20 protein-coding genes are annotated in these 24853 nt (G+C 65.3%); 12 read left to right on the top strand and 8 right to left on the bottom strand.

Annotated features, from left to right (window positions below):
• Window positions 1-44: 44 nt before the first annotated feature.
• Together rpsT and dnaA are read left to right on the top strand one after the other, a co-directional pair.
• The gene (gene rpsT, locus RH91_RS00470) at window positions 45-308 is read left to right on the top strand and encodes a 30S ribosomal protein S20 (RefSeq protein ID WP_010160493.1); all 264 of its coding nucleotides are present in this window, start codon (window positions 45-47) and stop codon (window positions 306-308) included.
• Window positions 309-776: 468 nt separating this feature from the next.
• Window positions 777-2180, top strand: coding sequence for a chromosomal replication initiator protein DnaA (gene dnaA, locus RH91_RS00465; RefSeq protein ID WP_010160492.1), 1404 nt, complete (start codon window positions 777-779; stop codon window positions 2178-2180).
• 161 nt (window positions 2181-2341) lie between these two features.
• Here dnaA and trpS read toward each other — a convergent pair whose 3' ends face one another.
• The 3 genes from trpS to secB form a co-directional block, all read right to left on the bottom strand.
• Window positions 2342-3343: a tryptophan--tRNA ligase gene (gene trpS / locus RH91_RS00460; RefSeq protein WP_010160490.1), complete on the bottom strand. Its 1002-nt coding sequence runs from the start codon at window positions 3341-3343 to the stop codon at window positions 2342-2344.
• 16 nt (window positions 3344-3359) lie between these two features.
• Window positions 3360-4925: a murein biosynthesis integral membrane protein MurJ gene (murJ, locus tag RH91_RS00455; protein ID WP_010160489.1), complete on the bottom strand. Its 1566-nt coding sequence runs from the start codon at window positions 4923-4925 to the stop codon at window positions 3360-3362.
• Between the two features lie 81 nt (window positions 4926-5006).
• The gene (gene secB, locus RH91_RS00450; RefSeq protein ID WP_010160488.1) at window positions 5007-5522 is read right to left on the bottom strand and encodes a protein-export chaperone SecB; all 516 of its coding nucleotides are present in this window, start codon (window positions 5520-5522) and stop codon (window positions 5007-5009) included.
• Between the two features lie 179 nt (window positions 5523-5701).
• On the opposite strand from secB, the gene RH91_RS00445 reads away from it, so the two are divergent.
• The 7 genes from RH91_RS00445 to rfbB all read left to right on the top strand — a co-directional run bounded on the left by RH91_RS00445 (window position 5702) and on the right by rfbB (window position 11737).
• The gene (locus RH91_RS00445; protein WP_029623484.1) at window positions 5702-6346 is read left to right on the top strand and encodes a Tim44/TimA family putative adaptor protein; all 645 of its coding nucleotides are present in this window, start codon (window positions 5702-5704) and stop codon (window positions 6344-6346) included.
• A gap of 50 nt (window positions 6347-6396) precedes the next feature.
• Window positions 6397-7605: a murein transglycosylase A gene (gene mltA, locus RH91_RS00440; protein ID WP_051116703.1), complete on the top strand. Its 1209-nt coding sequence runs from the start codon at window positions 6397-6399 to the stop codon at window positions 7603-7605.
• Window positions 7580-8176, top strand: a complete 597-nt coding sequence (locus RH91_RS00435; RefSeq protein ID WP_010160485.1) for a Smr/MutS family protein — start codon at window positions 7580-7582, stop codon at window positions 8174-8176. Before mltA ends, RH91_RS00435 begins: the two co-directional genes overlap by 26 nt.
• A gap of 205 nt (window positions 8177-8381) precedes the next feature.
• Complete coding sequence (gene rfbA / locus RH91_RS00430) at window positions 8382-9278, top strand: glucose-1-phosphate thymidylyltransferase RfbA (RefSeq protein ID WP_010160484.1); 897 nt, start codon at window positions 8382-8384, stop codon at window positions 9276-9278.
• A complete protein-coding gene (rfbC, locus tag RH91_RS00425; protein WP_010160483.1) occupies window positions 9272-9817 on the top strand; it encodes a dTDP-4-dehydrorhamnose 3,5-epimerase in 546 nt (181 codons plus the stop codon). Before rfbA ends, rfbC begins: the two co-directional genes overlap by 7 nt.
• Window positions 9814-10671 carry a dTDP-4-dehydrorhamnose reductase gene (rfbD, locus tag RH91_RS00420; RefSeq protein ID WP_010160481.1) on the top strand — a complete coding sequence of 286 codons (858 nt, stop codon included), beginning with the start codon at window positions 9814-9816 and terminating at the stop codon, window positions 10669-10671. The genes rfbC and rfbD overlap by 4 nt, the downstream gene beginning before the upstream one ends.
• A complete protein-coding gene (gene rfbB / locus RH91_RS00415; protein ID WP_010160480.1) occupies window positions 10664-11737 on the top strand; it encodes a dTDP-glucose 4,6-dehydratase in 1074 nt (357 codons plus the stop codon). Before rfbD ends, rfbB begins: the two co-directional genes overlap by 8 nt.
• A gap of 61 nt (window positions 11738-11798) precedes the next feature.
• Here the strand turns inward: rfbB and prsR are convergent, their stop codons facing one another.
• The 3 genes from prsR to RH91_RS00400 all read right to left on the bottom strand — a co-directional run bounded on the left by prsR (window position 11799) and on the right by RH91_RS00400 (window position 15793).
• Window positions 11799-13166 (bottom strand): PEP-CTERM-box response regulator transcription factor, encoded by a 1368-nt coding sequence (gene prsR, locus RH91_RS00410; RefSeq protein ID WP_010160479.1) that lies wholly within the window; start codon window positions 13164-13166, stop codon window positions 11799-11801.
• A 12-nt stretch (window positions 13167-13178) separates the two neighbouring features.
• On the bottom strand, window positions 13179-15191 hold the full coding sequence (prsK, locus tag RH91_RS00405; protein ID WP_010160478.1) for an XrtA/PEP-CTERM system histidine kinase PrsK: 2013 nt from the start codon (window positions 15189-15191) through the stop codon (window positions 13179-13181).
• A gap of 146 nt (window positions 15192-15337) precedes the next feature.
• Complete coding sequence (locus tag RH91_RS00400; protein WP_010160477.1) at window positions 15338-15793, bottom strand: PilZ domain-containing protein; 456 nt, start codon at window positions 15791-15793, stop codon at window positions 15338-15340.
• Between the two features lie 294 nt (window positions 15794-16087).
• On the opposite strand from RH91_RS00400, the gene RH91_RS00395 reads away from it, so the two are divergent.
• Window positions 16088-18271, top strand: coding sequence for a type I secretion system permease/ATPase (locus RH91_RS00395; protein ID WP_010160476.1), 2184 nt, complete (start codon window positions 16088-16090; stop codon window positions 18269-18271).
• Window positions 18268-19662: an HlyD family type I secretion periplasmic adaptor subunit gene (locus RH91_RS00390; protein ID WP_010160475.1), complete on the top strand. Its 1395-nt coding sequence runs from the start codon at window positions 18268-18270 to the stop codon at window positions 19660-19662. The genes RH91_RS00395 and RH91_RS00390 overlap by 4 nt, the downstream gene beginning before the upstream one ends.
• 32 nt (window positions 19663-19694) lie before the next feature.
• Here the strand turns inward: RH91_RS00390 and RH91_RS00385 are convergent, their stop codons facing one another.
• Window positions 19695-21266: a hypothetical protein gene (locus tag RH91_RS00385; protein WP_037478413.1), complete on the bottom strand. Its 1572-nt coding sequence runs from the start codon at window positions 21264-21266 to the stop codon at window positions 19695-19697.
• 309 nt (window positions 21267-21575) lie between these two features.
• Here RH91_RS00385 and RH91_RS00375 point away from each other — a divergent pair, with 309 nt between their 5' ends.
• Entirely contained in the window at window positions 21576-22901 is a 1326-nt protein-coding gene (locus RH91_RS00375) for an oligosaccharide flippase family protein (RefSeq protein WP_232283354.1), read from the top strand.
• 188 nt (window positions 22902-23089) lie between these two features.
• Here RH91_RS00375 and RH91_RS00370 read toward each other — a convergent pair whose 3' ends face one another.
• A complete protein-coding gene (locus RH91_RS00370; RefSeq protein WP_010160471.1) occupies window positions 23090-24577 on the bottom strand; it encodes an O-antigen ligase family protein in 1488 nt (495 codons plus the stop codon).
• Window positions 24578-24853: the final 276 nt, after the last annotated feature.

Here is a 24853-nt window from a genome sequence, read left to right as displayed (position 1 = left end):
GAGACATCTCCCGCCCTTTCTTATTTCTAAAGTCAGAGGGCTTCATGGCGAACACGCCACAGGCGAAAAAGCGTATCCGTCGCAACGCTGCACGGGCACTGGTGAACGGCAACCGCGTCGGCCGAATCCGCACCTTCGTCAAGAAGGCCGAAGCGGCACTCGAGTCCGGCGACAAGGCAGCAGCCGCTGCCGCAATGCTGCAGGTTCAGCCTGAGCTGATGCGCGGCGTCGCCAAGGGCGTGCTCCACAAGAACACCGCGTCGCGCAAGTTCGCGCGCCTGACGAAGCGCCTTACCGCGCTCGCTTAATCGGCTTTCGCCGTTGCAACAATTCGCCCGTCGGACAGTGTCCGGCGGGCTTTTTGTCGTGCCTTGTGCACTGCAAAAAGGTGACTTTTCCGCTAATCAAGAACATCACAAGAACTTCTTTGGGATGGTTTTTGGAAAGCCCCGTTTTACTGCGATTCGCATAACCTTCACGGAAGTGTAACGATAAATAATCGCGTGTTTTCTGTGCGTTATGCGATTTTTGACGCGAATCCTTGGCTGAATCCGAGTCAATGCTGATTATTTCAAAAATCTGACAGGGGCAGGCCTTGATAGACTCGGGCCGTTCTTCATAACTGGCCCTCCACCGCGCAGACGATCGTCTCGCGACTCAATTCGAATGGCACGTTCAGGCGGACTTGATTCCGGCTGTGGGGGTTTTTGTCTTTAATACGTTAGGGCTCCGCCGGCATCGCTGGGGGGCCGAGGAAGGGTTTTGTCGTGGCATCTTTGGGGCAGGGGGCAGCGATCGCGAACAACCATAGCGCCAGCACGACGCAGGACGACATGGTTGCACACGCGTGGGCCACGGTCCGGACGAATCTTCGCGAATCGTCCGGCGTACGGTTGTTCGATCAGTGGCTGAAGCCGATCGTTCTGATCCCCGACAGCGATCTCGACGCAGTGCGTCTCGGGTTGCCGTCGGCGTTCATGACGAATTGGGTACGGAATCATTACGCCGACCGGCTGTTGCAGGAATTTCGCGTCCTGATCCCGGCGGTGCGCAGCGTCTCGATCGAGACGGTCGCGCGCGCGCCGCAGGTCGTGACGGTCGAGACGATCGCCGCACCCGCGCCGGTCGCATCCGCCGACGCGGTGCCGACGATCGAGCAGCCGTCGCTCGACCCGCGCTTTACCTTCGACCGCTTCGTGGTCGATCCGTCGAACATGGTCGCGTACAATGCCGCTATGGCGCTGGCGCAGCCGGGGGTGCCGCGGTTCAGCCCGCTGTTCCTCCACAGCGGCACCGGGCAGGGCAAGACCCACCTGATGCACGCGATCGGCGCGGCCTATCTGGCGGCGGTGCCGAATGCGCGCGTCCTGCTGATGTCGGCCGAGCGGTTCATGTACGAATTCGTCCAGGCACTGCGCACCCGTGAGACGCATGCGTTCAAGACGCGCCTCCGCGCCGCCGACCTGCTGCTGATCGACGATCTCCAGTTCATCGCGGGCAAGGATGCGACGCAGGAGGAATTCTTCCACACGATGAACGAGGTGATGGGCGCGGGGAAGCGTCTGGTCATCTCGGCCGATCGCTGCCCGCAGGGGCTCGATGGCGTCGAACAACGCATCACCTCGCGCCTGTCGTGCGGTCTGGTTGCGGACATCAAGGCGCCCGATCTGGCGCTGCGCCGCCGCGTGCTTGACCGCAAGCTCGCCGACATGCCGGGCGCGCGCGTTCCGGTTGCGGTGCTCGACCTGCTCGCGTCGCGGATCAGCGCGAACATCCGCGACCTCGAAGGCGCGCTCAACCGCGTCGTTGCCTATGCGCAGCTCAGCAATGTCGAGATCGACCTCGACTTCGCGATCGCGACGCTCGGCGACGTGCTGCGCGGTGCGGAACGCCGCGTGACGATCGACGAGATCCAGAAGGCGGTCTCCGCGCACTTCGAGATCAAGCCGATCGACCTCGTGTCGGCACGCCGCGCGGTCGTCGTCGCGCGGCCCCGGCAGATCGCGATGTATCTCGCAAAGCGCCTGACCACGCGCTCGCTCCCCGAGATCGGGCGCAAGTTCGGCGGGCGCGATCATTCGACCGTGATCCATGCGGTGCGCCGGATCGAGGATCTGCGCGACAAGGATAACGAGATCGACAGTTCGGTGCGGACGCTGATGCGGCAGCTCGAGGGGTAAGGCTGGGGGGCTAGATAAGCCCCCCCCTAAAGGCGCTTCCCCGGCGAAGGCCGGGGCCCAATAGCGATGGCGGCGGTAACCGCGCGCAGTCGCCAGCATTTTTCGGTTCCACGACTGGGCCCCGGCCTTCGCCGGGGAAGCGCCAGTGAGGTCGTTCAGCCTCAGACCTGCAAGCCCACCGCACGCTGCGCTGCCGCCAGCGTCGGCGCCGCCAGCGTCGCCGCCCGCGCAGCACCATCCGCCAGCACCGCGCCCACCGCCGCGCGATCATCGAGCAAACCGGTCAGCCGCTCACGAATCGGCGTAAGCGTCGCGACCGCCAGATCGGCCAGCGCGGGCTTGAACGCGCCGAACCCCTGGCCCGCATATTGCGCAAGCACCGCATCGGGCGTCGACCCCTCGAGCGCCGCATAGATCGTCACCAGATTACGCGCCTCGGCCCGCTCCGCCAGCCCCGCGACTTCGCTCGGCAGCGCATCCGCATCGCTCTTGGCCTTGCGGAACTTCGCGAGGATCAGCTCGTCACTGTCGACCAGGTTGATCCGCGACGCATCCGACGGATCCGACTTCGACATCTTCCCGCTCGCATCGCGCAGGCTCATGATCCGTGGGGCCGCCTTGGAGATCAGCGGCTCGGGCAGAACGAACGTGTCGCCATAATCGCCGTTGAACTTGACCGCGATATCACGCGCGAGCTCGAGATGCTGTTTCTGATCCTCGCCGACCGGCACATGCGTCGCCTGGTACAGCAGCACGTCGGCGGCCTGGAGGACGGGATAAGTGAACAGCCCGACGCTCTGCGTCTCGCCCTTCTTGCCCGCCTTGTCCTTCCACTGCGTCATCCGGCTGAGCCAGCCCATCCGCGCGGTCCCGCCCAGGATCCAGTGGAGCGCGCTATGCGCCGGCACGCGCCCCTGGTTGAACAGGATCGCGCGGGCCGGATCGATCCCGCAGGCGAGCAGCGTCGCCGCCATCTCGGTCGTGTTCGCGTCGAGCTCGGCGGGGACCACCGGCTGCGATAGTGCATGCAGGTCCGCAAGGAAGAACAGGCAGTCGTCGCCCGCGGGCATCGCATCTTGCATCGCGACCCATTGCCGGATCGCGCCGAGATAATTGCCGAGGTGGAGATTGCCCGTGGGCTGGATGCCGGAGACGACGCGCATGATAGGGTCTCGTAGGTCAGGCGCGCTTGCGCCGCAGGAAGGAAAGATCGTCGCGGGTAAACGCCCCGAGGACGAAGGTCATGATCGCATAGACCAGCCCGCCAGCCGCCACCAGCACGACCATCGCGCCGGTCCGGATCACCCAGCCGCCATGCGTATAGGGCGTCAGCAGCCCCTCGAGCAGCCAGAGGATGATCCCCATCGCCAGCGCTGCGAGCGCAAGCCGCCACGCGCGCCGCTTGAGCCGCGCGTCGGGCTCGAAATGCCCGCGCAGGCGCAGTGTGCGATACAGCAGCACGACGTTGAAGGTCGAGGCGAGCGCGGTCGCGAGCGGCGGACCCATGTGCTTGAGCGGGACGATCAGCGCGAGGTTGAGCAGCAGGTTCACCCCCATCGACAGCGTCGCGAAGCGGACCGGCGTCTTGGTGTCCGATCGCGCGTAGAAGCCCGGGGTCAGCACCTTGACCAGGATGTAGCTCGGCAGCCCGATCGAGAAAGCGGCGAGCGCCTGTGCGGTATAATAGGTGTCGAGCGCGCTGTATTTGCCATGCTCGAACAGCGCCGCGACGATCGGCGCACCACACAGCACAAGCGCGACGGTCGCCGGGAGGGTGAGCAGCAGCGCGAGTTCGAGGCCGCGATTCTGCGTCGTCATCGCGACCGCATCCTCGCCCGCCGCAAGCTGGCGCGAGATCAGCGGGAGCAGCACGGTGCCGAGCCCGATCCCGATCAGCCCGAGCGGCAACTGGTTCACCCGGTCGGCCATATAGATATAGGTGACCGACCCGTGCGGCAGCAGTGACGCCGCAAGCGCGGTCGAGACGACGAGGTTGATCTGCACCGCGCCCGCGCCCGCGGCGGCGGGGAGGATCAGCGACAGCATCTTCTTCACGTCGGGGGTGACGTGCGGCAGGCGGAAGCCGAGCCGGACGCCGTTGGCACGGCACGCCAAGACCAGCCACAGCAGCTGCAACACGCCCGAAATGCTCACCGCGATCGCCTGGTTGCGCGCGGTGCCGTAAGGGTCGCTTGCGTGGAACAGCAACAGCGCGGCAATCAGCGTGAGGTTGAGCAGGATCGGTGCGGCGGCGTTGACCCAGAATTTCTGGAGCGAATTGAGGATGCCGCCCAGCAGCGACACGAGGCTGATCAGCATGAGATACGGGATCGTCAGCCGCGACAGCAGCACCGCGAAATCGAACTGGTCGGCGCGAACGTCGTTGAACCCGCCCGACAGCATGTAGGTGACCGGCCAGGCGGCAAGCTCGAGCACGACCGTCATGACGATCAGGATCGGCAGCAGCACCGACAGCACGTCGCGCGCGAAGGCGAGCCCGGTCGGCAGGCCGTCGCCCGCCGTGTCGCCGACCTTCTGATTGAACATCGGGATGAACGCCGCCGAAAACGCCCCTTCCGCGAACAACGCGCGGAAGAGGTTGGGCAGGCGGAATGCGACGAGGAAGGCGTCGGAGGCGAAGCCTGCGCCGACATAGCGCGCGAACAGCGAATCGCGGACGAGGCCAAGCACCCGGCTCGCCAGGGTCAGGCCGCCGATCGATCCGAGCGCGCGGGTGAGGTTCATCGGATCGGGGCGCTTTCGAAGAGCATGGGAAATCGCGGCCCGATCGTCCCCCCGGCGCGGTGCCGGGGGGACAGGGTCCGCTTAGGCCGAGCCGAGCGGGTTTGCGGTCGCGCCGGCTTCCTGCTGCGCAAGGAAGATGCCGCTGAAATCGATCGGCTCGAGCAGCAGCGGCGGGAAGCCGCCGTCGCGAATCGCATCGGCGAGCACGCGGCGCGCGAACGGGAACATCAGCCGCGGCGCTTCGGCCAGCAGGAACGGCTGGAGATGCTCGGCGGGGAAATTGCGCAGGCCGAACAGCCCGGCGTAGGAAAGGTCGACGAGGAACGCGACCTGGCCGTCGGCATCCGCCTTCACTTCGATGCGCAGCACGATTTCATAGACGTCCTCGCCGACCTGCGCCGACGCGATGTTGAACTGCACGTCGATCGCAGGCGCGGTCTGGTTCTGGAAGATCGCCGGTGCATTCGGGTTCTCGAACGAGAAATCCTTGATGTACTGCGAGATCATGCCCGCGGCCGGGGCCGAATCGGCGCCATTGGCGAGGGGGTCCCCGGAGATCCCGGTGGAAGTGATGAAGCCGTCATCCTGCTCGCTCATGCAACGCGTCCTTAATATGTCCGTCATAACGTCGCCACGGGTGGCGCAGTCGAAGCCGCGCGCGTAGCAGGGGGGCGAGCGGAGTTCAACGGGCGCTGATCCGCTAGGTAATGCGCATCATTTGAAACCTTCGTGCGTTGCGCCTATGTATCCCTGTCTGCCAACCCGCCGGAGGCCGCGTGTTCCTATTAGTCATTCTCGCGATGATCGCCGGTTTTATGGCGCTCCAACTGTATCGAGTTCTCGGTAAGCGTACCGGGCACGAACAGCCCTTGCCCAAGCCGGCCGAGGAACGGACGCCGCTGACGCTCGTCCCGCGTCCGGTCGAGGCGATCGCCGACGCGCGCGAACCCGCAAGCCGTCTGGTCGAACCCAAGGCCGAGGCCGGGGTTCGTTCGATCATCGCGGCCGATTCGTCGTTCGAGGTCGCGCGCTTCCTGCAAGGCGCGCAGGCCGCGTACCGCATGATCCTCGAGGCCTTCTGGCAGGGTGACCAGGAACAGCTCGACTGGCTGACCGAGAAGAGTGTGCGCGATGCGTTCGTCGCAGCAATCGCGGAACGCGACGATGCCGGGCACAGCCTCGAGAACCGTCTGGTCTCGATCGAGCGCGCGGTGATCGCGGACGCCGTGCTCGAGGGCAAGCTTGCGCGCATCACGGTCCGGTTCGACGCCGATATCGCGGCGATCACGCGTGATGCCGATTCGGTCGTCATCGCAGGCTCGATGACCGACGCGGTCGAGACGCACGACGTCTGGACGTTTACGCGGGCGCTCAAGAGCAATGATCCGAACTGGAAGCTCGCCGACACCGACGAGGTGTGAGGCAGGTGAGGACCGGGGGACGTCGTGCGCTCGGGCTTGGCCTGGCGTTTCTGCTGGCTGCCTGTGGTGGGCAAGTGGCAAGGCCGGTCGGAGTCGTGCGACCGGCACCGGTGGCGCGCCCGGTTCCGGCGACCCCGCTGCCAGCGATTGCTGCAACCCCGACTGCAGGCGCTCTGACCGCCGCCAGTACCGGGTTTGTCGCCGGCCCCGCGTTGACCACGCTGCCCATCCGCGAGGACGATGCGGCGCGCGCCTTGTCGGCATTCCGCGCCTCCTGTGCCGCGTTGCAGCGCCGGACCGATGCCTCCGGCCTGACTCGGGGGACCGACTGGCAACCCGCCTGCACCGCGGCAGCGAGCGTTGCCGACGGCGCGGCCCGCGCGTTCTTCCTTCAATATTTCGAGGCGGTGCAGGTCGGTAGCGGTCAAGCCTTCGCGACCGGCTATTACGAGCCCGAAATCGCCGCGGCGCGCGATCGCCAGCCTGGCTATGATGTCCCGATCTACGCCCGCCCGAGCGACCTGATCGAGGTCGACCTTGGCTTGTTCAGCGATACGCTCAAGGGGCGCAAGGTCCGCGGGAAGGTCTCCGGCACGGGTTTGGTGCCGTATGACGACCGGACTGCGATCGAACAGGGATCGCTCAACGGTCGCGCCCAGATCATCGCTTATGCAGCGGATCCGGTCGCGCTGTTCTTCCTCCAGGTCCAGGGGTCGGGCCGGCTGCGCTTGCCCGACGGGTCGATCATCCGGGTTGGCTATGTCTCGCAGAACGGACGCGATTACACCGGCATCGGCGCACTCATGAAGAAGCGCGGGTTGCTCGGCCCGGGGCAGACGTCGATGCAGGGGATCGTCGGCTGGCTCCACGACCATCCCGCAGACGGCGCAGCGATCATGCGCGAGAACAAAAGCTACGTCTTCTTCCGCGAACAGACGGGGGCGCCGAAGGGTGCGCTCGGCGTGTCGGTGACGGGCGGAGTGAGTGCCGCCGCCGACCCGAAATTCGTCCCCTTGGGCGCGCCGATCCTCCTGTCGATGGACCGCGCCGACGCCAGCCGGTTGTGGGTCGCGCAGGATACCGGGGGTGCGATCAAGGGCGCGAACCGGATCGACACCTTCTGGGGCGCAGGGCCGGACGCCGAGGCGACCGCGGGTGGGATGTCTGCGCGCGGCACCGCGTTCCTGCTATTGCCGATTGGCACGGTCGCGCGCCTGACGGGGGAGAGGGCCAATGGGGCACCGATCGCTCAGCCCTGACGAAGCCGCGCTTTGGGTGCGCGTGATGTCCGGCGTCCGCCCGATCGTCCGACGCCCCGCCGAACCTGCGCCGCCGCCGAAGCAACCGGTCGCTACCGCGGCGCCGACCACCATTCCGCCCAAGCCGCACCGTCTCGTGGTCACCGCTAAGCCTGCGCCGCCCCCTCGGTCGACCGCGGCCCGGCCTGCGCCGCCCAAAGCCGCCACCCCGTCGAACACGCTCGACGGATCGTGGGACAAGCGGCTGTCGCGCGGGCTGGTGTCACCCGATCGGACGGTCGATCTCCACGGCCATACGCTCGCGAGTGCCTATGACCTGCTCGACGCGGCGCTGGCGATGGCGATCCGCAGCGGGGATCGCACGATCCTGCTCGTCACCGGCAAGCCGCCGCGTCCAGCCAGCGAGCGACCGCATGCCCGCGGTGCGATCCGCGCCGCAACCGGGGACTGGCTCGCCGGATCGCGCCACGCCGCCGCCATCGCTGCGGTCCGCGCGGCGCATCCGCGTCACGGCGGGGCAGGAGCCTTGTATATCGTGCTCAAGCGGCCGCGGACTTCCGATCCTATCTGACCGGCGAAGACCGTCGGACGCGTACAAGTCGCAAGCGTCCGGTGAAATGGGTAGCAAACCGGACGGACGCCGCCAGAACCGGGCACTTTTCCGCCACCGCCAAGCAGTATCGCCTTGGACGCCGCGCCGTTCTTGGATAGGCCCAAACCAACGGTGTGCCCCGCCAATGCGGCGCCGCCTTGCGGCAACGGAAGAAAGATACAGCATGACGGCGGAACGATGCGGCATCATCCTGGCGGGCGGTTCGGGCACGCGCCTGCATCCCCTGACGCAGGCAGCCTCGAAGCAACTGATGCCGGTCTACGACAAGCCGATGATCTATTACCCGTTGTCGACCTTGATGCTCGCGGGGATCCGGCGGGTCCTGATCATCACCACCCCGCATGAGCAATCGGCGTTCCAGCGGTTGCTCGGCGACGGCAGCCGGCTCGGCATCTCGATCACCTATGCGGTCCAGCCCGAGCCGAACGGCCTCGCACAGGCCTATCTGATCGGCGCCGATTTCGTTGGCGGCAAGCCGTCCGCGCTGGTGCTCGGCGACAACATCTTCTTTGGCCACGGCCTGCCGGGGCTAATCGATGCGGCGAACGCGCGCACGACCGGCGCGACGGTCTTCGCATATTATGTCCGCGATGCCTCGGCGTACGGCGTGGTCGCGTTCGACCCCAAGACGCGCGCAGCGATCGACCTCGAGGAGAAGCCGAAGAACCCCAAGTCGAATTATGCCGTGACCGGCCTCTATTTCTACGACGAGCGCGCGGTCGATTTTGCGCATCAGCTTGCACCCTCGCCGCGCGGCGAACTCGAGATCACCGATCTCAACCGCATGTACCTCGACGCGGGCGACCTCAACGTCGAGATCATGGGGCGCGGCTACGCCTGGCTCGACACCGGCACGCACAACTCGCTGATCGACGCGGGCAATTACGTCCGCATCATCGAGGAACGCCAGGGACTCAAGATCTGCTGCCCCGAGGAAATCGCGTGGCGCAAGGGCTTCATCGACGCAGCCCAGCTCGAACGCCTTGGCGGTGAGTTGCGCAAGAGCGGCTATGGCGACTATCTGCTCGGCCTGCTGCAAGAGGATCACGCGCAATGGTGAACGTCATCGAAACCGCGCTTGCGGACGTGCTGATCCTCGAGCCCAAGGTGTTTGGCGACGATCGCGGCTTTTTCCTCGAAAGCTGGAACGCGGCGTCGTTCAAGGCGGCGGGGCTCGACTGGACCTTCGTCCAGGATAACCACAGCCGGTCGTCGCGCGGCGTGCTGCGCGGGCTGCATTACCAGCAGCCGAACCCGCAGGGGAAGCTGGTGCGCGTCGTTTCGGGGTCGGTGTACGACGTCGCGGTTGATATCCGCAAAGGGTCGCCGACGTTCGGCCAATGGGTCGGGGTGCATCTGAGCGCTGCGAACAAGCGCATGTTCTGGATCGGGCCGGGCCTCGCGCACGGCTTCCTCTGCCTCGAGGACAACACCGACTTCCTCTACAAGTGCACCAGCGCCTATTCGCCCGCGGATGAGCATGCGCTGCTGTGGAACGACCCCGCAGTCGGGATCGAGTGGCCGCTCGACGGGATCGATCCGATCCTGTCCGCGAAGGACCGCGTCGGCCGGACGCTCGAACAGATCGCTGCGGCATGAAGGCGCTGATCGTCGGAGCCGGGGGGCAGCTCGGCCATGCGCTCGTCGCGACCGCGCCCGAGGGCGTGGAGATCGTCACCTGTGATCAGGACACGGTCGACATCACCGATGCGGCGCGGGTCGCGGCGTTCGTCGCAGAGGTCGCGCCCGATGTGATCTTCAACGCCGCGGCCTATACCGCGGTCGACAAAGCCGAGAGCGATGCGGCGACCGCACAGGCGGTCAACGCCGATGCGGTCTGGTATCTTGCGACCGCGGCGAAGGCGGCGGGAGCGCGGCTCGTCCATGTCTCGACCGACTTCGTGTTCGATGGCAGCGCGACCACGCCTTATGCGCCGGATGCGCCCGCGTCTCCGCTCGGGGTCTACGGCCGCACCAAGCGCGCCGGCGAGCAGGCGGCGGGGCCGGAGGCGCTGGTCGTTCGGACCGCGTGGCTCTACGGCCCGGTCGGCGGCAATTTCGTCCGGACGATGCTGCGGCTGATGGCGGCGCATCCGCAGTTGCGCGTGGTGGGCGACCAGATCGGCTGCCCGACCTATGCGCCGGCGCTGGCATCCGCGCTGTGGTCGCTCGCGGCGCAGGGCACGACCGGCCTCTACCACTTCAGCGATGGCGGACAGGCGAGCTGGTACGACTTCGCGGTCGCGATCCAGGACGAAGCGCTGGCGGCTGGTCTGCTCGAAAAGGCAGTGCCGGTCCTCGCGATCCCGACCGCCGACTATCCGACCCCGGCGCAGCGCCCGGCCTATTCGGTGCTCGACTGCACCGCCACCTATGCGCTGCTCGGTCGCCCGGCGACCCCGTGGCGCGACAATCTGATCCTCATGCTCGAAGAGATCCGCAAGAATGGCTAATCTGCTCGTCACCGGCGGCGCCGGGTTCATTGGCGCGAATTTCGTGCATTACTGGCGCGAGAACCACGCCGACGACGCGGTCGTCGTGCTCGACGCGCTGACCTATGCGGGCAACCGCGAGAACCTCGGCGGGCTCGATTCAGTGGAGTTCGTCCACGGCAACATCCTCGACACCGATCTGGTGACGTCGCTGCTGCGCGACCACAAGATCGACACGGTCGTCCACTTCGCGGCGGAAAGCCATGTCGACCGCTCGATCCTCGACCCCGACGCGTTCGTCACGACCAACGTGCTCGGCACGCACAGCCTGCTCCGCGCCGCGCGGACGGTGTGGCTCGACAGCGGCAGCGGTACGCCGCACCGCTTCCACAACGTCTCGACCGACGAAGTGTACGGCTCGCTCGGGCCGAACGATCCGGCGTTCAGCGAGACGACGCCCTATGCGCCCAACTCGCCCTATTCGGCGTCGAAGGCGGGGGCGGATCATCTCGTCCGGGCGTACCACCACACCTTCGGTCTCGATGTCACGACGACCAATTGCTCGAACAATTACGGTCCGTTCCAGTTTCCCGAGAAGCTGATCCCGCTGTTCCTGATCAACGCGCTCAACGGGCGCAACCTGCCGATCTATGGCGACGGGATGAACGTGCGCGACTGGCTCCACACGTCGGACCATTGCCGCGGGATCGAGGCGGCGCTCCAGCGCGGGACCCCGGGCGAAGTCTACAACATCGGTGGCGGGGAAGAAGTGCCCAACCTGACGGTGATCGACGAGATCTGCCGCAGCGTCGATGCGGCGTTCGCCGCCGATCCGTCGCTTGCCGCGCGCTACCCCGATGCGCCCGCCGCGCGCGGCGTGCCGACGAACACGCTCAAGACCTTCGTCGAGGATCGCAAGGGCCATGACCGCCGCTATGCGATCGACGAGCGCAAGGCACGCGCGGAGATCGGCTACACCCCGGCGCGCGACTTCGCGGGTGGCCTTGCCGATACGCTCGGCTGGTATCTTGCGAACGAAGCGTGGTGGCAGCCGATGCTCGAGCGCGCAAAGCTCGGCAACCGGTAACGAAGCGCTTCGCCAACCCCCGTCACTCCGGCACAAGGCCGGGGTGACGGGGGAGGCGGCTCTAGCTCTTCGCCATGCCGTAGGTGTTGAGCAGATCGTACAGCATCGGGCGCGAGATGTTGAGGTCACGCGCCGCCGCCGACAGGTTGCCGTCGTTGAGCGCGATCGCCGCCGCGATTGCCGAGCGATCCGCCCGTTCGCGCGCGACGCGCAATTCGGTGCGCTCCATCGCCACGCTGGTCTGCTCGAAATCGAGATCCTGCGCGGTGATCATCGATCCTTCCGCCATGATCGTCGCGCGACGAATCCGGTTCTCGAGCTCGCGGACGTTCCCCGTCCACGGCCAGTTGTTGATCGCGGTCAGCGCATCCGGCGCGAAACCCTTGATCCGCGCCTGCTTCCCCGTGTTCATCTTGCGCAGGAAGAAGCGCGCGAGCAGCACCGCATCGCCCGGCCGTTCGGCGAGCGAGGGGATGCGGATCACCATTTCGGCAAGCCGGAAATACAGATCCTCGCGGAACCGGCCTTCCTGCATCAGCGTCGTCAGGTCCTGATGCGTGGCGGTCACGACGCGCGCGTCGATCGGGATCGGCTTGCGGCCGCCGACTCGCTCGATCACGCGTTCCTGCAGGAAGCGCAGCAACTTGACCTGCATCGCGAAGGGCACGTCGCCGATTTCGTCGAGAAACAGCGTGCCGCCATTGGCCATCTCGATCTTGCCGACCGTCGCCTTCACCGCGCCGGTGAACGCGCCCTTCTCGTGGCCGAACAGTTCGGATTCGAGCAGCGTCTCCGGGATCGCCGCGCAGTTGATCGCGACGAAATTGCCCCGCGCGCGCGCGCTCTTGGTGTGGATCGCCTTGGCGAGCAATTCCTTGCCGGTCCCCGATGCGCCGAGCAGCATCACCGAGGCATCGACGTCGGCGACCTTCTCGATCGTGCGCAGGACGGTGAGCATCTGCGGCGCGCCGGTGATGATCCCCTCCGCGCTCGCAAGCTGGTCCGCCTGCTCGGCAAGCCGGCGATTCTCCGCCTCGATCTGCGCGAGGTGGAAGGCGCGCCCGACGATCAGGCTCAGGTCGGTGATGTTGATCGGCTTGGAGTAGAAATCATACGCCCCCAGCGCGATCGCCTTCTGCGCGCTCTCGCGCGCCTCGTGCCCCGAGGCGACGATCACCTTGACCGCCGGGTTCTGCGCGACCAGCTCGCGCAACGTGGCGAAGCCCTCCGACGTGCCGTCGGGATCTGGCGGCAGGCCGAGGTCGAGCGTGATGACCGCGGGGTTCTCGGTCCGCTGCGCGGTCAGCGCGGCGGCACGGTCGCCGGCGACGACCACGTCATATTCGGTGAACGCCCATTCGAGTTGGGCCTGCAGGTCGAGGTCGTCCTCGACGATCAGCAGCTTCTGTTTTTCGCTCGTGTCGGCCATATCCGTGCTTACCTAATCGCGCGCGTCGCTGAGCGGAAGTTCGATCGTGAAGACGCTGCCATGGCCCTCGGTACTGGCCACGCGCAACGATCCGCCCATCCCCGTCACGAGCGCTTTCGCCTCGGCGGCCCCGATCCCGAAGCCGCCGCCCTTCGTTGACACGAAAGGCTTAAACAAGCCCTTTCGAATGAAGTCCGCGGACATGCCCACGCCGCTGTCGGTGACCGTGATATGGCAGTGCGTCGCGTTGCGCGTCGCGGCGACGACCACCGGCTGGTCGACCGGGCTCGCCTCGATCGCATTCTGGACGAGGTGTTCTAGCGCGAGCTTGAGCTTTTCGAGATCCCCGCGCGCGTGCGCGGCGCAAGGGGTGCCGACCGACAGCGAGCGTTGCCCGACTCGCCCGCCGACGACCGCGCCGATCAGCGCGTCGACATCGATGCTCGCGGGTGGCGCGGTCTGCAGCACCCGGTCGGGCGACAGCCGCGACAGCAGGACGTTCATCTTCTGCACCGCGCTGGTCAGGCTGCGGTTCATCTCGGCCTGGAACTTGGGGTTCGAGCCGTGTTGCTGCGCATTGCTGGCGAGCAGCGACAATTGGCTGACGACGTTCTTGATGTCGTGGATGATGTACGCGAAGCGCCGGTTGAACTCCTCGAAGCGCCGCGCTTCCTCCAGTTCGAGTTGCTTGTGCGAATCCGAGATATGGACCGCGGCCTGCTGGCCGATGACCTTCAGCAGATCGAAATCCTCCCAGTCGAGCGCGCGCTGCAACCGTGGCTTGGCGAGGATGACGACGCCGATCATCGCCGACATCCAGATCAGCGGCACCGCGACCCACGCGTCCGCGATCGTGTCGACCGAGGCGTCGCTGCGGTGCGCTTCGGGGTCGAGCGTCACGATCAGGCCCTGTTCGAGCAGGTCCTGTTCGGCGTCGGGGAAGCGGACCGCGCCGCTCGGCGGGGGCGCACGGTGACCCCAGCACCAGGCGGCGGCGACGTCGAAGCTGCGGCGGTCGCTGGTCAGCAACAGCAACCCGGCGGGGGATTCGGTCACGTCCGCGACCGCCTTCACGACCCGTTCCTCGAGCGATAGCGCGGTCCCCGCGGAATCGGCGATCGTCGCGCTGAAGCGCAGCCATTCGGCACGATAGTCGTAGCGGTGGCTGAACAGGTTCTTGACGATGATGACCTTGAACCACGCCCGCGCGCGGGTCGAGAACAGCAGCAGCGCGCCTGCCGCGGACAGAGCGGCGACGGCGACAATCGCCAGGACCGGCCCCGCCGACCCCTGGAACAGCATTTCGGACCGGGCGATCAGCGACATGCTGACGAAATACAGGCCGATCGCGACCAGCGAGAGTGACTGGAACGTCACCTTGCGTGATAGGGCGATCTTCCAATGTTCCTGCCGGCGCGCCGCGAGCAGGAATAGCGGGACGAGCAGCAGCGCGACGACTGCCCGCCCGGCCGCGAGCGGTTCGGCGACCTTATACCCCAGCAGCCCTACGGTGTAGAGATTGAGGTCGTACGCCCACAACATGCCCAACCCGAACAGGATCAGGCGGAAGCCGGTTCCGCTGCTGCTGGTCAGGCCATTGTACAGGCTGTGGAGGTAGATGACCCCGCCCATCGAGAAGAGCAGCCGAAGGGCGATCGTCACGACCAGCCAGGGCAAGCCGTTCGACGAATCCGTGACCTGTACCGCGCTGGTTATCGCGGCCGCGGCACCGAGGACGGCGAGCAGCGCAAGCAGCGCTGCGCTGTGGGACCGGCTCCCGGGTGCGTCGGCCAGCGGTTGGGTCGCGTTGGCAAGATACGCCAGCCAGGCGAGGTTGCGCAGCAGTTGCGCGAGCACGATGACCACCGGATCCTGAACGAGCCCGGAGACCGCCCAGGCAGACATGCCGACGAACGCGAGGACCAGCGTCGGTGCCCGCTCGGTGCCGGTGCCGAGCGAGATTCGCCAGGCGGCGAGGATGGCGTAGGCGGCGGCAGTGGCCGCGAGGATCCAGAAGAGAAGCACGCAGTCTGCCTACACCGTTGTCACACCGATCGCGCACGCTTTTGTTGGGGTGCAACGCCGCGCCGGTGCGGAGAGCGTCCAGCCTCGGTCGGCGAGCGCGACCGGACGACGGGGACGGGCACGCAATAGCCACCCCCCGCGACCGATCATACGAGGATCGTGCGAACGCCCCAGACGATCGTGCTCCACAGCACGAGGTTGACCATGAGGAGAACGGCCACGCGACCAAGCGGATGGAACCGCGTCGACGGTGACCGGCCCGAGATGCTGGCGTCATCGGCGCCGAACTTGCCGCTGAGCACCGCGCCCGCCCCGACCGCGGATGCGAGTTCGGAGGCGTCGAGCGGAGCCACGAATTCGCATCCATAACTCAGGCCCAGACGGCGCACGATCCGTACGTCCCGTCGTCCAATGCCGGCAAGCTGCAAGCTGACGAACGTTCCCAGCGAAAGATCCGCGGTGGTGGACATGCCGAAGCCGACGACGGAGAGATTTTCGATGAAGATATCGATCGGTTGTCGATCAGCGTTGCGAAGCGTCGCGGGACGCGCGGCTGGAATGCGGTGAGCGGCGCGACCCGGGCACGAAAGCGTGGCGGCCATCATCATCAACTCTCTCACTCTCCTAAAGGAACTTCTTTTCCGGTACATCGTTATGTGCGCCGTTTTCGGATCGTGGCATATCGATCCTCAAACGAAAAGAGCCAGCGACGCCCGGAAAGGGCAATTTCGCAAATAAAATTGCGCAAACGCCCCACGCACGCGCGCCGGCCGTCGTGGCCGCTTCAAGACTCGCGAAAAATACGGTATTTAGGTGCGGCCTGGCAGCTTCGTTACCGCAATCTTTACCATTGTCGGGCACATCCGCGGCATCCCAAGGTTGTCAGGTCCGCATCCATGAAACTGCACGATAGCGTCGAACGTCGATTGACCGAAGCTTACGGCCCTGCGGACGCACCCGCGATCGATCCCGAGACCGGGCCGCGCGCGCTCGCCATCCTGTTCGCGATCCTCAACGTCTCGGTCGATCCCGCACAGATGCGCCACGAGCTCGGTCACGCCGATCCGTTGACGGCCGGCGATATCGTCCGTCTTGCGCGGCGGCAGGATGGGGCGAAGGCAAAGTCGGTGATGGTCGAACCCGGTCGCCTGTCGCGGCAGCCGCTGCCCGCCCTCGCCAGCGGCCCGGGGGGGTGGTTCGTGATCGGTCGGCTGGTCGACGATGGCGTGCTGATCCAGCGCCCCGGCCAGCAAGTCGAAAAGGTCGATCGCGCGAAACTGGACGAATTGTGGGACGGCCAATTGATCCTGCTGACCACGCGCGAGGCGCGGGGCGCGGGGAAGGGGCGGTTCGACCTCAGCTGGTTCGTACCGCAGATCGTCCGGTATCGCCGGCTGATCGGCGAAGTGCTGCTGATCACCTTCGCGCTCAACCTGCTCGGGCTTGCCGCCCCGCTGCTGTTCCAGAACGTGATCGACAAGGTGCTCGCGCACAATGCGCAGACGACGCTCAACGTGCTCGCGATCGGCTTCGTCGCGGTGTCGGTGTGGGAGACGATGTTCGGCTGGATCCGCAGCCGGGTCTATTCCGAAACGAGCCAGAAGATCGACGTCGAATTGGGCGCACGGCTTTTCCGCCATCTGCTCGCGCTCCCGCTCAGCTATTTCGAGAAGCGTCGCGTCGGCGACACCGTCACGCGCGTCCGCCAGCTCGAGACGATCCGCGAATTCCTGACGACCGCGTCGCTCAGCGTGCTGGTCGATCCGCTGTTCATCGGCGTGTTCATGGTGGCGATGCTGATCTATTCGCCGCCGCTGTTCGGCATCGTCGCGGTCAGCCTGGTGGGCTATGTCGTGGTGTCCGTCGCCGTCACGGGAACGCTTCGTCGGCGGATCGAGGAGAAGTTCGAACGCGGCGCGGCGAGCAATGCGCTGCTGGTCGAAAGCGTGAGCGGGATCCAGACGGTCAAGGCCGCCGCGGTCGAGCCGCAGTGGCAGGACCGCTGGGAACGCCAGCTTGCCGCGACCAGCGCCGCGTCGCTCCGCGTCACCAACCTCGGCAGCACCGGCAGCCAGGCGGTCGAACTCATCTCCAAGCTGACCTTTGCCGCAATCCTGTTCTTCGGCGCGAAAGCGGTGATGGGCGGCGCGCTGACGCTCGGCGGGCTGGTCGCGTTCAACATGTTCGCGCAACGGGTATCGGGGCCGGTCATTCGCCTCGCGCAATTGTGGCAGGATTTCCAGCAGGTCCGCATCTCGGTCGAACGGCTCGGCGACATCCTCAACCATCCGGTCGAGCCGCAGGCGAGCTCGCGCGTCACGCTCCCGTCGATGAAGGGCGCGATCAGCTTCGATGCGGTGCGCTTCCGCTACGCAGTCGACAGCCCGCCCGCGCTCGAGGGCGTGTCGCTCGAGATCGCGGCCGGGGAATCGATCGGGATCGTCGGGTCGTCGGGGTCGGGCAAGTCGACGCTGACCAAGCTGCTCCAGCGGCTGTATCTCGCCGAAAGCGGTCGGGTGTTGATCGACGGGATGGATATCGCGCAGGTCGACCCGACCTGGCTGCGCCGCCAGATCGGCGTCGTGCTGCAGGAGAACATCCTGTTCAATCGCTCGATCCGCGAGAATATCGCGCTGGTCAATCCGGCGATGCCGCTCGACCGCGTGATGCGCGCGGCGAACCTTGCGGGGGCGCACGGCTTCATCCTGCAGCAGCCGCAGGGTTATGACACGCCGATCGTCGAGCGCGGGGTCAACCTGTCGGGCGGTCAGCGCCAGCGGATCGCGATCGCGCGCGCGCTGGTCACCGATCCGCGGATCCTGATCCTCGACGAAGCGACGTCCGCGCTGGATGCCGAGAGCGAGGAGATCATCCGCAACAATCTCAGTGCAATCTCCAAGGGGCGCACCGTCGTGGTGATCGCGCATCGCCTGTCCGCCGTGCGCGACTGCAACCGCATCGTCGCGCTGGAGAAGGGCAAGATCGTCGAGGTCGGGACGCATGACGAGCTGCTGAGGCTGGGCGGGCGCTACGCCGAACTCCACCGTCGCCAATCGGGTCTAAAGGATATCGCCGCATGAACAGGCTGACCACCAACTGGCGGATGATCACCGCCACGCTCGCCGAGGAAAAGGCGCGTTCCGCCGGCCGCTTGCGGATCGACGACGCCGCCTTCCTGCCTGCCGCGCTGGAGGTGATCGAGCGGCCGGTGTCGCCGACCGCGCGGATCACCGCCAAGGTACTGCTCGCCGGTGTGGCTGCGCTCGGCCTGTGGCTGACGCTTGGGCGGACCGACATCATCGCGTCCGCGCAAGGGAAGATCGTGCCGACCGGCGCGGTCCAGCTCGTCCAGCCCGCCGAGGCTGGCGTGGTGCGCCGGATCCTCGTCCATGACGGGGACCATGTGAAAAAGGGGCAGGTGCTCGTGCTGCTCGACCCAACCTTCTCCGCCACCGAAGCGGCACAGGCGCGCAAGTCGCTCGAGACGGTCTCCTTCGAGGTCGCGCGGACGCGCGCCGTGGTCGATGCGCTCGACGGCAAGGGCTTCCGCTTTGCGGCCCCTGCGGGGACCGAGCCGTCTGCCGCGGCGCTGCAGGAATCGCTCGCGCGCGCCAAACTGGCGGAAGTGCAGGCGTCGATCCAGGCGCAGGTCGCGGGCAATGCGGTTGCCAGCGCGGAGATCGGCGCGGCACGAGCCGCCGTCGCCAAGCTGACCGAAACGCTTCCGCTGCTCGACGAACAGATTGCGGCGAACGAGCAATTGCTCGCCAAGGGCTATGTCTCGAAAATGAAGGTGCTCGAGATGCGCCGCGAGCGGATCGGGCAGGTGCGCGACCGCGATTCGGCGCTGCAGTCGATCCGCCGCGCAACCGCGCAGGCGGGCGGGGCCGCGAGCAATTCGGCAAAGGCACGCGCTGACGCGCGCTCCGCGCTGCTCGACGAACTGGTCAAGTCCACCGCCGAGATGCGGTTGCGGCAGGACGAGCTGCTCAAGTCGACGCAGCGCGCGACGCTGCAGGCGCTGCGCGCGCCGGTCGCGGGGACGATCGGGCAGCTTTCGGTGCATACCGAAGGCGGCGTGGTCGAGGCGGCGAAGCCGATCATGACGGTCGTGCCGGGCGACGGGAAGCTCGTCGCCGAGGTCAGGTTGCTCAACCGCGACGCCGGGTTCGTGAGCGCTGGCCAGAAGGTCGGGGTCAAGCTCGAGGCCTTCCCGTTCGCGCGCTACGGATTGATCCCCGGGCATGTCCTCGGGGTCAGTCCCGATGCGGTCGACGACGAGAAGCTCGGCCCGGTCTATGTGCTGCGCGTGGCGCTCGATCGGATGACGATTTCGCGCGGCGACCGTACCGTACCGGTCACCCCCGGCATGATGGTGACTGCCGATATCGTGACCGGCAACCGCAGTTTCTTCAGCTACCTTACCAGCCCGATCGACGAAGCGCGGACATCGGCGTTGCGCGAACGCTGACGCTGCGCCGGATACCGTCGACCCGTTCCCCGCTAGGTGCGGGGAACGTTCGCGGCGACCAACGCGCGGAATTTCGGTGATTCGGAATCGGGCTGGTCATAGCTGACCTTATGTCCCCAGCTCCCGAACCGGGACCCGTAGCCGCCCACACTGTTGAATGCGCAGAACAGCGAACAGCCCAGATGAACTTCGGTCCTGAGGATATCGAGATACAGATCCTCCATCCCGGGAAGCGACTGTGCGGCCCCCAATGCGGGATTATAGGGAAGGTCGGCCTGCCCCTTCGGCTGGATATGCTGCCCGCCTTCGTAGACGATATATTTCAGGCCCAGTTTCTGCGCATGCCGCGCGGCGTCGAGGGCAGCGCCGCCCAGGGTCTGCTGGTGTACCACGCTGCGCATGTCGTTGATGACTTCTTCGCCCGTCAACGCCGCGCCACGCGCCTGCCAGCGATCGTATTCGGGGACGCCCGGGCCGAAATAGGCCGTTTGTGCGACGGCATCGCAACCGCCATTCGCCACGCATGTGTCGATCGTCCGCAACGCGACGTCGAGCCATCCCGTCTGCGTGGCACAGACACGGATCACGCGTCCACGGTCGCGTGCGGGCCATGCGGTGTGAAACGTCTGCAACGCGTGCCCGAACAGCATGCCGATCCGTTCGGGATGGTTCGCGCCCTTGGTCTTGGCGGGATCTTCCCAGGCCTTGCCGCCCTTCGCCTCGACCAGGTCGCCGAGACGTCGCGAGTGCAGCATCCAGTGCGCCTGCTTGAACTGCCAGTTCCAGATCTCGTTCGAGACCTCGATATAGACTTTCAGCTTGGGATCGAGCTTTGCGTGGATCAGCTTCGCGAACTCGGTGATATATTCGTCGGTCGCGCGGTGCGGAATACAGAACCAGGCGTCGGCGCCGACCCTGTTGCACAGCGCGATCATTACTTCATGCGCTGCACCCCCAGAGAAGCGACGCTGGTACGGGGTCATCGCATGCTCCCCCGTTTCGCCCGGGTCGCCGCTGGTCCCGATCATCGTATAGAAGGTCGGACGCCGGCGGCTGGCCCATTCCTCCTCGACCGACCCGTTCGTCGCGCCCCAGTCCATGAAGCGCAACGCATGGAATGCACTGCAGAACTTGACGAATTCGGGCAGGAAGGGATTCGCGGCGAGATCGACATGCTCGTCGGCCAGCGCCACGATGCGAATGTTGCGCACCGGGTCCGCTGGGTTGGAGCGCGCGATCGAAATGCCCTCGACGATTTTCCCGTTGTGAGACATTTGAAGCAGGACCCGACCCTTGCTCTGGCTGACGACGCGAGTTTCCATCACGCCAGCGATGCTGCCGTCGCCGTCGTACAGCAGAACATATTTGCCGGGCTTCAAGGTATTCGGGAGAAGTGTGAAGACCGATTGTCGCGGAAGCCCGCCAGCACTCTTTACGGGGACTTCCAGCGGATACCCATTGGTGTCAAACGTGAAGGCCTGCTCCTGATTGGTGCTCCAGGGGCCGCCGCCATCGGCGTTGTGCGTCATCCAGGGGCGGGCACCCCACATCAGGTTGCGAAAGGGAAAGCCGCCTGCATAGTCCGAAAAGGGCGCGAGGTTCATGCCGATCGGCAATTTCGGTATCGTGGTCGGCGGGACGGATGGGCCCGGCCAGCCCGAACCGTCCGCGGACGCCCGGCCGCAGGATCCGAAAAGAAGGGCGCCCGTGGCGGCACCCGACCAGCGCAGCATATTTCGTCTATCGATGACCATGCCCCGGCTATATAGGCGGGCGGCCTCCATGGCTATCCTGGCGTTCGTGCGCATTGCCTTTCCAGCACGCCCGATACGCGGGCGGGTGGAACGGCAGAGCCGGACGGTTGCCTTGCCAATCATCTTCCAGCGACGGGTTCCCTCATGATTTTAGCGCGGTTGACGAGCCTGGTATCCAATGCGGAGACGCTGCGGCAACGGGCCACCATCGCCAGCGCCTGGGCCGTGGCCGGGTTCGGGACGCAGCGCGTCATGCAGCTCGCCTCCAACATCATTCTCACGCGGCTGCTGTTTCCCGAGGCCTTCGGACTGATGACGCTGGCCAATGTCATCATGATCGGGCTCGGGATGTTCAGTGACGTCGGCATCAAGCCGGCGATCGTGCAGAGTGCGGATGGCGCGACGGAGAATTTCCTGAACACCGCCTGGACGGTTCAGGTCATTCGTGGCGCGATCCTGTGGGGTGTCTGCTGCCTGCTGGCCTGGCCAGTAGCGCTGATCTACAAGCAACCGACGCTGTTTGGCCTGATGATCGTCATGGGGTCGTCCGCCTTTATCACCGGCTTCCAGTCGACGATGCTCGCGGTTCGTGAAAAGCGCCTGCATCTCGGCGCGCTGACGACCGTTCAGGTCGTCGGCCAGTTCGTCACGCTGATCGTGACCGCGCTGCTGGCATGGCAAATGGGTTCGGTCTGGGCGTTGGCCTATGGCACGATCATCGGCTCGGTGATCTGGACGGTGCTGAGCTTCGTGTTGCTCCCGGGGCACCGCCACCGCTTCTATCTCGACCCCAAGACCGTCAGTAACCTCTTCAATTTCGGGCGCTGGATCTTCGTCTCGACGATGTTCACCTATCTCGGCGGACAGGGGCTGCGTGCGATTCAAGGCGGCCTGATCCCGATCGAAACGCTCGGGATCCTCGGGATCGCGCAGACCTTTGCGGCAATGCCGTCGGATTTGGCGGGCCAGGTCCAAGGCGTGGTCGGGTTCCCGGCGCTGGCGGAGGCGCGCGGGGAGGGGCATGATCGGTTTCTCGGGACGTTCGCCAAGATCCGGTTGCGCGTCCTGCTCTTGACGCTCCCGGTATTTTTCCTGCTCGCGCTGGCGTCGGGGCCATTGATCTGGACGCTGTACGATTCCCGCTATCACGCGGCCGCCGGATACATGGCGCTGCTTTGTGTCACGGGACCCATCGCGGTCGTATCGTCGGGCTACCAGAGCGCCTTTCTGGCGCTGGGGAAGGTGCGGCTGCATGCCAATCTCATGGCGGTCTTCATGGTCACGAAGATCCTTGGGACGGTGGCGGGCTTTTATGCCGGGGGCGTGGTCGGGATGCTGGTCGGTGCCGCGGTTTCGACTTTCGTCGGCTATGCCTACGTGGCCTATGTCGCGGCGCGCGATGGGCTGTTCTCGGGCAAGGTCGACGGGATCTGCCTGGCGACGATCGCGGCCATGGGGGGCGTGGTCTGGTATCTGTATTTCTGATTGGCGGAGTGCCGGCTCCAGTTTGGATGAAAGCGTAAAGGCCAGGGAAATCGGCCGGTCCGCGGTAAGCTCGTGCTCAGACGGACCGTCGACAGAGCGATAAGGGGTTTGGCCCCGTGGGCGGCCGGTTTTAACGCCGTTGAACGCCAGATATCACAGCCGCGCGGCAGCCGACGGTTGTGGCGAGGTTAGAGGACTGGCCAAGCCTGTATCGCCGGCGTGCGGCTGACTTGGCGGCCCAGAGGAACGCGGCGCGGGCGCTGGATTACGGCAGCGGCGCCGGCAAGTGCAAGCATCAGGATCATCGGACGCTGTTGAATCGAAGTGAAGATAAGCATCACGCTACAGGCAGCATACGTCGCGAAGGCAAACCCCGCAAACGCTCCCGTGGCAGGGTCGGCAATCAAGTTTTTTCGCTTTGCAAGCAGTTGCCCCATCGGCAGAAGCAGGACGATGCAGAAGACCGCAAGACCGATGATCCCGGTGGCAAGTGCAAAATACAGGTAGGTATTCACGAAATCGATGATTCCCTCGCCTTGGCGGAGATCTTCCATTTGGGCGTACACCCGGACCATCGCGTCACCAGCGATTGGATGATGCCAGAATTCCTGCATCCCGCGTGTAAACAGTTGCGAACGGTAATCGCTGGTGCTTTCGGCGTCGGCAAGTGGTCCTGTGGCAGACCGTCGGGCATAATAGGCTGCCGCAATTGGGGCTAGGATGGCGACAGCCTTGCCCAGCCCAGCAGGCCCGAAACGGTAGAATGCCTGTGCCAAGATTACGACGCCTGCGCCGATCAATGCGCCGCGGGATTGCGGTGCTGCCACGCCCAACAATATGACCGCCGGAATGAGGTACCGGAAACCACCCTTTTTAAAGATAGCGTTGCACGCTAGCGCGGCGGCGAAGAGGATAACCAGCGTGAAACCTGCGTTGGTTGCTTCGTCCATTGGTCCATAGGCCCGCATCGCCCCGCCCCGGAACTTGACGACAAATGCTCCGCCCCGGATCAATCCGTAACGGTCTTCAAGGCCAGCGTACAGAGGCCAGTGGACGCGGGCTTCGTAGGCAAGCACCACCGCCAGCATGCTGCCCAGGCCCGCCAGAGTGGCGAGCAGCGTCTGTCGACCGGTCTCGGACCGCAAGCAGTTGGCGATAACGAATGCCGGGACCCCGTACGTGCAGAAAAGTGCGATGGTTTGTCGCGACCAATTCGAGAGAGCGGACTCTCGTGTCGCAATTGCAATCAGCAGCATCAGAAAGAGAAGAAGAGGAATATTTACCCCGGATCGTCCTGTCGCGGTGTCCTTGCGTGTCGTAAACAGGGCAATCAAGCCGCCGAGACCGAGTGTCGACTGGATTGACCAGGCAAACAACCAAAGTCCTCCCGCCTCGACTTGGGTCTGGAGACCGGGGGTGGCCAGGATACCGATTATCATGACGATCAGTAGCTGTTTGCGCGTCCGGCATGCCACGATCGGAAACAGAAAAAACGCCAGACTTGTAAGACTGTAGAAGGGAGAAAGGAATAAAATGGCAGCCATTGCCGACATCACCAAAACCGGAAAGTGGCCGACTATGGAGCGCTTTGAACTTTGCAAGGAATAGTAAAATATCGACCAGCCGATGAGGAGCATTGCTTGCAGGTAGACAAAGTTCTTTGCAGCTATTAACATGAGCTCGCTCGTTCATCCGGAAGCCGACGGAATGCGGCGTTGCCGCAAACCCTACGGAGGTTTGCAGGCCTAGCCAAGCGCCGTCTGAGACGGCCGCGGGTATCGGAATGAGACGAGTGGTGACATCGTCCATATTGCTCTAGCCAAGTGCTTAAGCCGTTGTTTACCATAGAAACTATCAAATCTCATACGCACCCTAGTGTACCGAAGAAGAAAGCGCAATTATTCGAGGGTCTTAGCCATGTCCGCAACTGAAATCGGTATGAACCTGAATGG

The sequence above is a fragment of the Sphingomonas sp. PAMC 26617 genome (assembly GCF_000242835.1).
Classification (GTDB): Bacteria; Pseudomonadota; Alphaproteobacteria; order Sphingomonadales; family Sphingomonadaceae; genus Sphingomonas.
Note: the sequence above shows the minus strand (reverse complement) of the source record. Positions and strands in the feature narration are given on the sequence as shown.